Annotated in this window: 11 protein-coding genes; 4 read left to right on the forward strand and 7 right to left on the reverse strand. The window is 59.9% G+C overall.

All coding sequences use genetic code 11. The annotated features are described in order from the left end of the window. The first annotated feature begins 97 nt into the window (after nt 1-97). From P5689_RS02640 to P5689_RS02650, 3 genes are read left to right on the forward strand one after another with little or no spacing between them, the layout of a single operon-like run. Nucleotides 98-1,363, forward strand: coding sequence for a pitrilysin family protein (locus P5689_RS02640; protein WP_285531994.1), 1,266 nt, complete (start codon nt 98-100; stop codon nt 1,361-1,363). Further along, entirely contained in the window at nt 1,360-2,703 is a 1,344-nt protein-coding gene (locus P5689_RS02645; RefSeq protein WP_285531995.1) for a TldD/PmbA family protein, read from the forward strand. Before P5689_RS02640 ends, P5689_RS02645 begins: the two co-directional genes overlap by 4 nt. Nucleotides 2,704-2,712: 9 nt before the next feature. Next, on the forward strand, nt 2,713-3,618 hold the full coding sequence (locus P5689_RS02650; RefSeq protein ID WP_285531996.1) for a Tim44 domain-containing protein: 906 nt from the start codon (nt 2,713-2,715) through the stop codon (nt 3,616-3,618). 876 nt (nt 3,619-4,494) lie between these two features. Here the strand turns inward: P5689_RS02650 and P5689_RS02655 are convergent. The 3 genes from P5689_RS02655 to P5689_RS02665 all read right to left on the reverse strand — a co-directional run bounded on the left by P5689_RS02655 (nt 4,495) and on the right by P5689_RS02665 (nt 7,451). Further along, nucleotides 4,495-5,436: a heme o synthase gene (locus P5689_RS02655; protein WP_285531997.1), complete on the reverse strand. Its 942-nt coding sequence runs from the start codon at nt 5,434-5,436 to the stop codon at nt 4,495-4,497. Beyond that, a complete protein-coding gene (locus P5689_RS02660) occupies nt 5,433-6,626 on the reverse strand; it encodes a hypothetical protein (protein ID WP_285531998.1) in 1,194 nt (397 codons plus the stop codon). Before P5689_RS02660 ends, P5689_RS02655 begins: the two co-directional genes overlap by 4 nt. 102 nt (nt 6,627-6,728) lie before the next feature. Further along, a complete protein-coding gene (locus tag P5689_RS02665; protein WP_285531999.1) occupies nt 6,729-7,451 on the reverse strand; it encodes a methyltransferase domain-containing protein in 723 nt (240 codons plus the stop codon). Between the two features lie 275 nt (nt 7,452-7,726). On the opposite strand from P5689_RS02665, the gene P5689_RS02670 reads away from it, so the two are divergent. Continuing rightward, nucleotides 7,727-7,972, forward strand: coding sequence for a hypothetical protein (locus tag P5689_RS02670; protein WP_285532000.1), 246 nt, complete (start codon nt 7,727-7,729; stop codon nt 7,970-7,972). A 60-nt stretch (nt 7,973-8,032) separates the two neighbouring features. Here P5689_RS02670 and gshB read toward each other — a convergent pair whose 3' ends face one another. The 4 genes from gshB to uvrB form a co-directional block, all read right to left on the reverse strand. Further along, nucleotides 8,033-9,013 (reverse strand): glutathione synthase, encoded by a 981-nt coding sequence (gshB, locus tag P5689_RS02675; RefSeq protein WP_285532001.1) that lies wholly within the window; start codon nt 9,011-9,013, stop codon nt 8,033-8,035. Nucleotides 9,014-9,184: 171 nt separating this feature from the next. Then, nucleotides 9,185-9,682: a transcription elongation factor GreB gene (greB, locus tag P5689_RS02680; RefSeq protein WP_285532002.1), complete on the reverse strand. Its 498-nt coding sequence runs from the start codon at nt 9,680-9,682 to the stop codon at nt 9,185-9,187. A 6-nt stretch (nt 9,683-9,688) separates the two neighbouring features. After that, nucleotides 9,689-10,582 (reverse strand): aldose 1-epimerase, encoded by an 894-nt coding sequence (locus P5689_RS02685; protein WP_285532003.1) that lies wholly within the window; start codon nt 10,580-10,582, stop codon nt 9,689-9,691. Further along, nucleotides 10,579-12,798 (reverse strand): excinuclease ABC subunit UvrB, encoded by a 2,220-nt coding sequence (uvrB, locus tag P5689_RS02690; RefSeq protein WP_023978472.1) that lies wholly within the window; start codon nt 12,796-12,798, stop codon nt 10,579-10,581. The genes P5689_RS02685 and uvrB overlap by 4 nt, the downstream gene beginning before the upstream one ends. Nucleotides 12,799-12,889: the final 91 nt, after the last annotated feature.

The following is a 12,889-nucleotide window of genomic DNA, read 5'->3' on the forward strand; positions in this document are numbered from 1 at the left end:
CGATCATCCAGCGCGGGGGGCTAGGATTTTGCCCTCCGCGACGCCATCTCCTTTCACAGACCCCGTTTTCCTTCGATTTCAGGACCATCACCACTCGATGACCGATCCGATTACCGTCACCACCCTTCCCAATGGCCTCACTGTCGTAACCGAGAGGATGGAGCGCGTCGAAACCGTTTCCTTCGGGGCCTATGTTGCCACCGGCACGCGCAACGAAAGCGCAGAGGAAAACGGTGTTTCGCATTTTCTGGAGCATATGGCCTTCAAGGGCACGCAGCGCCGTAGCGCCGCACGTATTGCCGAAGAGATCGAGAATGTGGGGGGGCATATCAACGCCTACACGGCCCGCGAGCAGACGGCCTATTACGTCAAGCTTCTGAAGGAAGACCTCCCGCTCGGTATCGACATCATTGGTGATATCCTTACCCACAGCACGTTTCTCGATCAGGAAGTCGAGCGCGAGCGCGGTGTGATCCTGCAGGAAATCGGTCAGGCGAACGATACACCTGACGACATCATTTTCGACCATTTTCAGGAAACGGCTTTCCGCGATCAGCCTATGGGGCGTCCGACCCTGGGCACCGAGGGGCTCATTGCCTCGATGAAGCGCGAGACCATGATGCGCTACATGCAGACGCATTATACCACGCGTAACATGGTCATCGCCGCGGCTGGCAATTTGCAGCATGATGCCGTGCTGGAAATGGTGCAGGAGCATTTTCGCGATCTGCCCGACCATCAGCCACCCTCACGTGAGGGATGCACCTATCTCGGTGGCGAGCATCGCGAGAAGCGCGAGCTCGATCAGGCGCATATCGTGCTGGGCTTTCCCTCGGTCAGCTATAATGACCCGGCCTATCATGCGACCATGCTGCTCTCGACCGTCCTTGGCGGTGGCATGTCTTCGCGTCTGTTCCAGGAAATCCGCGAAAAGCGCGGCCTTGTCTATTCGGTCTATTCCTTCGCCCTGCCCTTCCTCGATAGCGGGCTTTTCGGCATCTATGCCGGAACGGGCGAGCAGGAGGCAGCGGAGCTTGTGCCGGTCCTGCTGGACGAGTTGCGCCGTATCAACGATGGCATCAGTCCGGAGGAAATTGCGCGTGCTCGTGCACAGGTCAAATCCTCGCTTCTGATGTCGCTGGAAAGCACGGGCAGCCGCTGTGAGCAGATTGCCCGCCAGATGCAGCTTTTCGGGCGGATTATCGACACGAGCGAGACCGTGGCAAAAATCGATGCTGTGGATGAAGGGGCCATGATCTGCGCCGCCGAGACACTGTTTCGTGCCCGCCCCACGCTCGCAACCATTGGCCCGGTGGGGGCCATTCCGTCATTTGAGGCCATCAGCCAAAGGCTTGTTGCATGAGCAAGGACCAGGAGCGTCTTTCAGACCTGATCGAAGCCGCAAAGCGCGCCGGAGCCGATCGGGCCGATGCGCTCATGGTGGCCTCGCGTTCGGTTTCGGCCATGTGCCGTCAGGGCGTACCGGAAGGGCTGGAGCACTCCGAAACCCTTGCGCTTGGCTTGCGGGTGTTCGTGGGCAAGCGCGCGGCCAGTGTTTCGGCCACGGCACTCGACCCGTCCCGCTTTGAGGCGCTTGCCCAACAGGCCGTTGCCATGGCGCATGTGGTGCCGGAGGATGCCTGGGCCGGTACGGTCGATCCCGACCGGCAGGGCGTGTACGATATCGCGGCGCTCGATATGGTCGATCCGACCGAAGCCCCGAGCCTCGATGCTTTACTGGCCCGGGCGCGCGAGGCCGAGGAAACCGCCCTCGGTATCAAGGGGATCACCAATAGCAATGGCGCCTCTGCGGGCTATAGCCGCGTCGAGATCACCTTGGCTGAAAGCAGCGGTTTCAGCGGCGCTTATGCCCAGACCAGCCATAGCAACGGCATCAGCGTGCTCGCCGGTGACGGGCCGAGCATGCAGCGTGACTATGCCGGACATAGCACGCGCCATCTGACCGATCTGGATAGCCCTGCGCTGCTCGGACGCGAGGCGGCTGAACGGGCTCTCGCGCGCATGAACCCGGTCAAGCCGCGCACCGGATCATTCCCGGTGGTGTTCGACCCACGTGTCTCATCCAGCCTGCTCGGCCATCTGGCGGGTGCGATCAATGGCTCTGCCATCGCACGCGGCACGTCGTTCCTGTCCGGCCACAAGGGCAAGCGTATCCTGCCGGAAGCCCTCAGCGTCATCGATGACCCTACGCGTCCGCGCGGCTTGCGTTCCAAGCCTTTCGATGCCGAGGGCCTGCTGCCCAGCCCCCTCGCCTTCGTTGAAAACGGTGTGCTCACGGACTGGATTCTGGATGGTCGCTCGTCCCGCCAGCTTGGTCTGGTCAATCACGGTCGCGCCTCGCGTGGCGTAGGTGGTCCCCCCTCTCCGGCAGTCGGTAATTTCTATCTGACGGGCGGAACGGGATCACGCGCTGCGCTGATGGAGGACATTGTCGAGGGCATCTATGTGACCGAGATGATGGGGTCTTCCATCAACGGCCTGACAGGCGATTACAGCCGTGGCGCGTCGGGTTTCATGATTCGTCACGGTCAGCTTGCGGAACCTGTCGCCGAGTTGACCATTGCAGGTAATCTCATCGAGATGTTCGCGGTCCTGCGTGCCGCCGACGATCTCGTCTTCCGCCACGGTGTCGATGCCCCGACACTGAGGATCGACGCCATGAGCGTTGCCGGAAGCCAGTAAGGAGTTCTCATGTCACGCCGCCTGTTCCGCGCCTCTCTTCTGCTTCTTGCCCTTGCCCCGCTTCTGGCCGCCCCGGCCGATGCGCGCCCCGGTGGCGGTCGCTCCATGGGAAGCCGGGGAAGCCGCACCTATTCTCCCCCGCCCATGACCCAGACGGCGCCTTATCAGGCCCGGCCCATGGAGCGAAGCTATGCCCCCTCATCCCCGTCACCAGGTTATAGCAACCCGGTGCAGCGCCCGATGGGCCAGCCTTACGGCTTTGCACAGCGCCGCCCCTTCATGACCGGCTTTGTGGGTGGCCTGCTGGGTGCCGGCCTGTTTGGCATGCTGTCTGGCCACGGTTTTCTTGGTGGTATCGGCGGGGGGCTCTCCTTCCTCGGCCTGCTGTTCCAGATTGCGCTGTTCGGTTTCATTATCGTGATGGTGCTGCGCTGGCTCGGCAATCGTCGTCAAGGTGGCGCCAGTGCCCCCCAGAGCCCCGGCTTTTCGGGTGGCGCCGGGGCGCCGGCCGTGACGCTGAACAACAGCGATTACCAGAACTTCCAGCGCCTCCTGCTCGACATCCAGGCTGCCTGGAGTGCTCAGAACATGCGGGCGCTCTCCAGCATGGCCACACCGGAGATGGTGTCGTATTTCAACGAGCAGCTGGCCGATTATGCGAGCCGTGGTGCACGCAATATCGTATCGGACGTGCAATTCATGCGCGGCGATCTCTCGGAAGCATGGCGTGAGGGCAACCTGACCTATGCCACCGTTGCCATGCAGTATTCGCTGTATGACGTCACGACCGATCAGCTCGGCAACGTCATTGATGGCAGCAAAACCGAGCGTCAAGTGGTGACAGAACTCTGGACCTTCGTGCGTGCCGATGGACGCGGCAACTGGGTACTTTCAGCCATCCAGCAGGTTGGCTGAAACGGCGGGCAAGGCTGCGTTTATGCCGGGCCAGGTCGGGTGATTGCTGACCCGGGAGGACGGGTAGCTTCTACCGCCTCCCACCGCCTCCAGAACAGAAAGCCGGAGCCCCTGAGGGCTTCGGCTTTTGTGTATGGGGAAGTCACCGATGATCTCTCCTTCGGGTGGGGCACGCTTTGAACGATCGACTGCATCGTCCCGAAATCGACGAGGTGCGGGCTAGCCCCTTTGACGCGAAGGGGGCGCATTAAGCGGATTGTCGGGGCATCGACGATAATCCGTACCGGATATGCCAGCCCCACTTGTCTGTGTCTGGTATTCGGACCCAACGGCACTCGGACACATCCTCCCAAAGCGCAGCCGTTCTTTTCAGATGCCAAATCGTCGTTGGTCGTATTGGCTGATCGTTATCACGACGTAACGCTGCCCTCACCATCACGGCTATACCGCCCCTCAGCCTCTTTGTCTGCCTATGCAATGACTCGCGGCGGCTTCTGCCTCGCAGCACCGCCAGCGTTGTCTCAGACCCTTTTGAAGAGTCGAGCATCGTCCCGATCAGAGGGATAGTAGCGGCCAACCAGAACGATGCTGGCCCCGGCACCACAAACATATCCGGCAGCCGGAAGACCCACGGGAATCAGTGGCGTTGCTGCGGCCCTATCCTCATCGTTACCTTAAGGCAGCACCACAGGCGTGCAGCCTAAGTAGCGGATCTCTCGTACCCCTCTGGCGCGGGATCGGGCCGCAGTTGCGAGAGCGCCCGCGGGTATCAGAGACGCAGATAGGTCAGGGCGAAAAGAGAGATCATGACCAGTGACAGACCACCCAGCAGGCCCATGATCCGCCCCTGACGGCGCACGGCGAGTTCGTTTTTCATCATGGAAACAACACCCGATCGATCAGCAGGGCTGAAAACAGGAAGAACAGATACGCCAGCGAATACCGGAAGGCATAGCGGGCAGGCTTGTCAGCCGTCAGGCTCACCCCGGTCTCGTCTTGTTTGTCGAGCAGAACACGCAAGGCAAATCCTACAAAGCCCAGCCCGAGAACCGTGGCACTTACCGTGTAGATCAATCCGCAAAGATGCCAAAAGGACGGCACCAAAGACACAGCCAGCAGGATCAGCGTGTAGATGAAGACATTCCAGCGCGTATGACGAGCCCCCTTCACCACGGGCAGCATCGGGATGCCAGCCTTCGTGTAATCCTTGCAGGCGTAGAGCGAGAGCGACCAGAAATGGGGCGGCGTCCACAGGAACACGATGGCAAACATCACCACCGGCAATACGCTCATGGAGCCTGTTGCTGCGGCCCAACCGATCATGGGCGGAAAGGCTCCGGCTGCTCCGCCAATCACGATATTCTGCGGTGTGCTCCGCTTGAGCCACATGGTGTAGATGACGGCGTAGAAGAAAATCGAAAACGCCAGAATACCCGCAGCAAGGGCATTGCTCGCCAGCCACAGCAGAGCCACTGACGCCAGCGACAGCACAACGCCATAGATAAGGGCGCCATCGGCATCCATACGAGAGTCCGGAATGGGCCTCACCGAAGTCCGCTTCATGATCGCGTCAATATCGCGGTCGTACCACATATTGATGGCACCGGCCGCCCCTGCCCCGACGCATATGCAAAGCATATCGATCAGACCGAGCGGAACCGAAGGCCATGTCGGTGCCACGGCCATGCCCGCCACACCTGTGAACACGACCAGCGAGATGACACGCGGCTTCAGCAGCGCAAGCCAGTCCTTGAGCGTCGCCCCTTGAAGGCGATCGAACCCCGGCTCGACATGCGGCAATGATTGTGAGGCACTCATGAAAGGTCGACTTTCGCAGGCTCACGCGATGGCAAGATCAGTCTGACGCCCAGGCAGGCAACACAGCAGAGTGAGACCATCATGCCGGCCTCGCCGATATGACGCAGCATGGGCAGAAACGGGATCATGGCCAGCACCGCTATCCCCATCGAAACAAGATGAAGACGACCAAGCCAGAGTGGTGCGGCCATATCGCCCAGCTGGGCCTGCCAGCGATAATAGCAACCAAACAACGCAAACACCGCGCCAAACAGCATGGCGGAATGAAAGGCCTCCGGACGCGCGGGAAAGAGATAGAGCACCCACCCCGCAGAAAGCAGAAGCAGCGCCGGAAAGCTCCAGGAGAGCGCATAGGTCATGGTGAAGCTGCGACGCCACAGAGAAGCGCAGATCAGCCCCATGATCCCGAAACAAGGGAGGGCAACGCCTGCCCCCAGAAGCCACGCCTCGGAAAGCCCCGGCACGATAACGCCATGCGCCCAGACCACCGATACACCAAGCGTCGGTACCGCCATAAGCAGTGGCAGAACGATCTTGGCACGGGTTGAATGGAAGGAAACGAGGTTTGCAATCGCTCCGAGGGCGAGTTGCATGACAAGGGCCAGTACGGGAACCTGGATACGACCGAGCCACACGCCAGCGACAATTTGCGCATCCCCGCCCGCCACGAGGTCATGGCACAGGCCAGCCAGGACAACAGGGACGATGACGATCAAGCCAAGTGACGCGAGAAGTTGTGACCAGGTAAAGGGCGACAGGTCACGAAAGCGCACAACGCGACACTCGAGACATTTGACGATGGTCGACAGCGCCAGCAACACAACACCAACCGACCAAAGCCCCATCGAGACGGCAAACAGGTCAGGTCGTGAAACACCGCCAAGCGCGCAGAGCGCCCCGAGGAACAGGGCGACAAGAGCCACGCGGTCAAAACGGACCATCAAGGACGGGAGGGATGTCAGCTCACCCGGCAGGATCAATCGTCCCATACCGCCCAGAAAAGCCGGGATCAGGACAAAAAGATCGAGCAGCAATCCATGGCCCAGCGCATGGGTTGGGCCGGTATTCTGGGAAACAAACCCGAGGAAACCACCTGCGAGACCGCAAAAGAGCGCCAGGGCGAGAAAAGCAGCACCATCGGCCCGCAATGTCAGACCCTCGCGGCGTCTCGAAATCGGCAACTGTAACAAGACCCGTTCCTTATTCCGTCCTGGGGGTCCTCATGCCATCAGCATTGGAAAGGGACCCTGAGATCAAGGCCAGTCTGGTATGATTTGTCGGGCACAAACGTGTCAGGCAACCAGGGCCGTCTCTTCCTTACTATCCTTCTCGAGCGGCAATGTCACGAGCGTAAACAGTCCTGCAGGCGGGACCGGCGTGATGGTTGCGCGGCTCAAATCTTCAGGCGGCAGCAGGGATTCCATAGCAAAATCCGGGTGCCAGCCAAGCGATCGGGAAGCCCGGGCCATACCGCGTTCTACAGCCAGCCGGACGCCGCCCGTCGCAAGGAAATGATTGACGAACAGGATATGGCCGCCCGGCTTCACCACGCGCTTGAGCTCGCCCAGAAGACGACGTGGGCTTGGCACGACGGATGCGACGAACATCGCCACAGCAATATCAAAGCTTCCCGCCTCAAAAGTGGTCGCTTCAGCATCCATCTCCAGCAGATCATCGACATTGCCGAGCTGTTGGTTGATTACACGCTGACGGGCGCGCTCGAGCATGGCCTCGGAGAGGTCGATACCGGTGATATGCTTGTCGCGATTGTAATGCGGCAGCGCAAGCCCTGTACCGACCCCAACCTCCAGCACGCGTTGGCCCGGCAACGCATTGACAGCGGCGACAGCACGGCGACGACCGAATGCGGAGACGCCGCCAAACACGGAGTCATACACCTTGGCCCAGCGGCGATAAGCTGCGCGGACAGCATCAGCGTCCAGGGCAGAGCGGGGGCGAGGATGCGTATCGTCAAGGGAGACGGTCGGGTCGATCAGGGGGTCCGGTCGTGTCATCAGGCTTCGTTCGTCTGGTCGCACAAAATCATTGGTTTTGTCCTGATACCTGTCCCGAAATCCCCTTGCGAGACCTCGGCCATTCAAAATTGTCGCCCGACCGCAGCCAGCGTGGCAGGCATCGAACAGATCAGATGCTCTTAGCGTATCTCGTCAGAACTGGCGAGGGGCGGTTTGCATTTCGTCACAGGCAACGCCTAGAAGATAGGCAATAATAACGGGAGAGCGCCCGAGCCCGGGTTGCTCGGACAACTCCTGGAAAGAAACTGATCCGCATGTCACTCTTCGATCTTAGTTTATTCATTCTGGCAATCGGACTGTGGGCGTCGATTTTTATCGTTCGGTTCAGACACAATATTCGGGAGTGGTACGATAACCGCTACGGACGTGCGACCCCGCCGACACCTGCCGACTTCGATGTATCAAAGGTCGCGCTGCCGTTTAAATATACGGGCGCTGAAGCCAAGAATTCTGATACCGACCCATCGATCCCGGAAAATGCCCCGAAGCATTCCGATTGACACCCTTCGCCCCGCTCTGTCGCATATGTCGAAAACAAGACGCCAAGTTGAATAAACGCCTCAGCAGAGGCGCTTTTCGATGGCATCCCAGACCAGGCCGGCACTGTTCATGTCGTTGAAACGGTCCAGTTCCTGCAGGCCCGTCGGGGAGGTCACGTTGATCTCGGTCAGCCAATCGCCGATCACGTCGATCCCGACGAAGATGAGCCCATTTTCACGCAGATATGATCCGATACGCGCGCAGATTTCCTGATCGCGCGCCGTAAGGGCGACGGCTTCCGCCCTACCACCCACATGCATGTTCGAGCGGGCCTCGCCTGTAGCAGGAACGCGGTTGATCGCACCGATCGGCTCGCCATCGACCAGAATGATGCGTTTGTCCCCCTTGCGCACCATCGGCTCATAACGCTGGATCATGAGCGGTTCACGCGAGCGGCTGAAATGCAATTCCAGCAATGACGCAAAATTCTCATCACCTTCACGGATACGGAAAATACCCGCCCCGCCATTACCGTAGAGCGGTTTGAGAATCACATCGCCATAGCGGGCCCGGAATTCGGCCAGCGCCTCAGTGTCCCATGTGACCAGTGTCGGGGGCATAAGATCGGGATAATGCGTGACCAGCAGCTTCTCGGGAGCGTTTCGCACGGCTTTCGGGTCATTCACGACCAGCGTCTTGCCGGGGCCAACACCGTGGACATGCTCGAGCATATGGGTGGCGGTGATATATCCCATATCGAAGGGCGGATCCTGACGCATCAGCACCACATCGGTCTCACCCAGATCCAGACGCTGCTCTGCGCCGAAGGTCGCATGCCCCCCCTGCACGCGCTGCACCGTGACCGGACGCGCCCGCGCAGAAACCCGACCATGATGCAGCGTCTTCTCGGCCCCGCCTTCGCCGAGACACAGCGAGTCCACAGGATAAACAAAGAGTTCATGCCCACGTCTCTGGGCTTCGAGCATCAAGGCGAAGGTGGAGTCCCCATTGATATTGACGTGCTCAAGCGGATCCATCTGTACGGCTATGCGTAGGGCCATCGTCTTCGTCCTTTCGGTATCTGCAAACCAGAATGTCATCGTCACAAACCAGGTACGAACCCTGGCTTTTGCCCTGCGGGGCCGTTTGCATCACGCCACACCCATATCATGAGCGTGCACCCTGCCAAGCATGCGCAAATAGAAAGCCTCGCGGGACCTTACGGCTCCCCCTCAATGCGGATAGGCAATTTCCAGAATTTCCAGCGTGACCGTCCCGTTAGGGGTCAGCAGGCTCACTTCATCACCCACACGGCCGCGCATCAGGGCACGCGCGACGGGCGATACGAGCGAGATTTCCCGCCGGGTCAGATCTGCCTCATCGCAGCCGACGATAGTCACATCATGTCTGACATCGTCCTCATCGGCATAGGCAACGCTCGCCCCAAAGAACACACGGTCGCGCGTTGTCTGGCTGGCAGGATCGACAATCATGGCATGCTCGAGTCGCTTGCTCAGAAATCGGGCGCGGCGGTCGATCTCACGCAGCCGACGTTTGCCGTACAGATAATCACCGTTTTCAGAGCGATCGCCATTGCCCGCTGCCCAAGAGACGAGCTCCACAATGCGTGGACGCTCAACCTGCATGAGTTCCCGTAATTCCTCACGCATACGTGCGGCCCCCTGAGGGGTAAGATACTGGCTGAGGGCAATACGGGAAGCGTCGGACACGAAAATTCAGCTGCGCTGCTCGGTGATGCGATAGCGTATGACACCCGATATTCTCTCAGCCGGCGCGAGAACATGCAGCCCGTTTTCCAGTATCTCGGGATGGTTGATCGCGTTGTTCATGTTCGTCACGGCCTCGACCGCCACGAAAGGTTTTTCCGGCGCGGTGAAGACCACCAGATGCGAGAACGCCGCATCAGCCTCAATCGTCAGATCATAGCCAGCCGAGGGGTAACCGAGCGTTGCCTTGCCATCCCACCCGGCAAAGCAGTTATCAAGGCGTGTCGCCCCAACGACTTTCGCCTTGTCGAAAAACTCCGTGCCCTCATAGGGCTGCAGAGTGGTGGGAAGCATGTCCGGCCCATTCTGCCACATCCCTCGCGCCCCGAATTGTAATGTCATGTCGTCACTTCTCGCGAAGAACGGGTGAAATCCCATACCGACAGGCTGTGCACGCGTATCGCGATTGGCGAGAAGGATTTCGACATCCAGCTCTTCACGATGCAGCACGAAAGAGAGCACAGCCCGATATGCAAAGGGCCATTGCGCCGCATCGTCCCCCTTGGCGGGATCATGGTCGAGATAGAGAATGGCCCGCTCGGCATCGTGCTGGGCCACTTCCCAGCTGCGTTCCCAGCCATTGCCGTGGATGGCATGGGGCTCACTGACAAAATTATGCGCCAGCTGGCACGGGATGCCCTCGAAACTGAATGCACCATTCGCGATGCGATTGGAGAAGGGCAGCAAGGGATAGCCAGCAACGGGCGTGTTTTTCTGTGCGACAAGGTTCGGATCCGCGGTCGGCACCAGCAGATCGCGCCCGCGTAGCCGCCAGAAGGCGAGACTGCCACCAAGAGCGGGGAGTAATCCGAGATGGGCCTCGCCCAGTTTCAACTCGATCATCCTGCTTTTCTCCTGCCACCGCCCCGCTTCTTGTTGGGGTCATAACCCCCGCCGCCCGGGCCGAGCGGTCGTGGCGTCTTGTCCTTGCTCCTGAACCCGCTACGCCCTGCGGTTGAACTCGGCAAGGGGGGAGGCTCAAGCCCGAGATCGATCGCTTCAAGCCGCTTGATTTCATCTCGCAAGCGCGCGGCCTGCTCAAAATCGAGGTCCGCCGCCGCAGCACGCATACGCTTTTCCAGATCCTGAATAGAAGCCGCAAGCGACTTGCCCACGAATTCCTGCGTGTCCCCGGCCTCATCAGGTCCGACCGTCACGTAATCCTGCTCGAACACGGACGATAGCGCATCGCCAATACGCGAACGCACGGTTTGCGGTGTGATTCCGTGTTCCTCGTTCCATGCCACCTGACGGGCACGACGACGCGCTGTTTCCTCAATCGCGAATTCGAGCGAGCCCGTCATCTTGTCAGCATAGAGAAGAACGCGGCCATCCACGTTACGCGCCGCGCGGCCAATCGTCTGGATCAGCGATGTGCGGCTACGCAGAAAACCCTCCTTGTCTGCGTCAAGGATCGCAACGAGCGCGCATTCAGGAATATCGAGCCCCTCACGCAACAGGTTAATGCCAACCAGTACGTCAAAAGCGCCAAGACGCAGATCACGAATGATCTCGATGCGCTCGAGCGTGTCCACATCAGAATGGAGATAGCGCACCTTGATCCCGGCCTCGCCGAGATATTCTGTCAGATCCTCGGCCATGCGTTTGGTGAGCGTGGTCACGAGAACACGCCCTCCCGCCGTGATGGTGTCGCGGGCTTCAGCCAGCAGATCATCCACCTGTCCTTCGACAGGGCGCACGATCGTGACAGGGTCGATCAGCCCGGTCGGACGGATGATCTGCTCGGCAAACACGCCGGCGGTCCGTTCCATTTCCCAGGGGCCGGGTGTTGCGGAAACGAACACGCTCTGCGGGCGCAAGGCCTGCCACTCCTCGAATTTGAGGGGCCGGTTGTCGAGACAGGAAGGCAGTCGGAAACCGTATTCGGAAAGCACGGATTTGCGCGCATGGTCACCCCGCGCCATGCCCCCGATCTGCGGCACCGTCACGTGGCTTTCATCGACAATCAGCAGCGCATCCTCTGGGAGATACTCGAACAGGGTGGGTGGCGGATCGCCGGGGCCACGACCAGAGAGGTAACGGGAATAGTTTTCAATGCCCTTGCAGGCCCCTGTGGTCTCGATCATCTCGAGATCGAAAATCGTGCGCTGTTGCAGGCGCTCAGCCTCCAGCAGCTTGCCAGCAGCATTGAGCTCATCTAGGCGCTGGCGCAGTTCCGCCTTGATACCGATCATGGCCTGATTGAGCGTCGGGCGTGGTGTCACATAATGTGAATTGGCATAGACGCTTATCTCTGTGAGATCGGCCGTCTTGTTACCTGTCAGCGGGTCGAACTCCGTGATGGCCTCGATTTCATCGCCGAAAAGCGAGACACGCCAGGCGCGATCCTCGTTCTGCACCGGAAAGATATCGATCTGCTCGCCACGCACGCGGAATGTCCCGCGCTCGAAAGCCGCGTCGTTGCGGCGGTATTGCAACTCGACCAGCGCCTTGATCAGTCGATCACGATCAATGCTGCCGCCCGCCTCGAGCTTGACCACCATGCGCGAATAGGTCTCGACCGAGCCGATACCGTAGATGCACGAAACCGAGGCCACGATGATAACGTCGTTGCGCTCCAGCAGCGCCTGCGTGGCAGCATGGCGCATACGGTCGATCTGCTCGTTGATCTGACTGTCTTTTTCAATATAGGTGTCAGAGCGCGGCACATAGGCCTCCGGCTGGTAATAATCGTAATAGGATACGAAATATTCAACCGCGTTATCGGGAAAGAACTGCTTCATTTCGCCGTAGAGCTGCGCCGCCAGTGTCTTGTTCGGCGCCAGAATCAGAGTCGGCTTCTGTGTCGCCTCGATGACCTTGGCCATGGTGAAGGTCTTGCCCGACCCCGTGACACCCAGCAGAACCTGATCCACCTCCCCATCATTCACGCCCTGCGTCAGTTCCGCAATGGCGGTGGGCTGGTCGCCCGCGGGCTCGTATTCGGATTTGACGACCAGACGCCGCAGCTTTTCCTTTGCGGGCTGTCGTTCGGGCCTGAACCCCATAAGCCGGTGCTCGGGGATCGCTTCCATCGTGGATCGTGTTGCTGTCGCCATGGCAGGAAAATGGGCTTTCAAAAGGGCTGTCACAAGAGCGCGCCAGATCGCGGGTTCAAAAGCGAGATTGTCGGCATCGGTATCGCATGAC

It is taken from the genome of Asaia sp. HumB, assembly GCF_030263835.1.
Taxonomy (GTDB): domain Bacteria; phylum Pseudomonadota; class Alphaproteobacteria; order Acetobacterales; family Acetobacteraceae; genus Asaia; species Asaia bogorensis.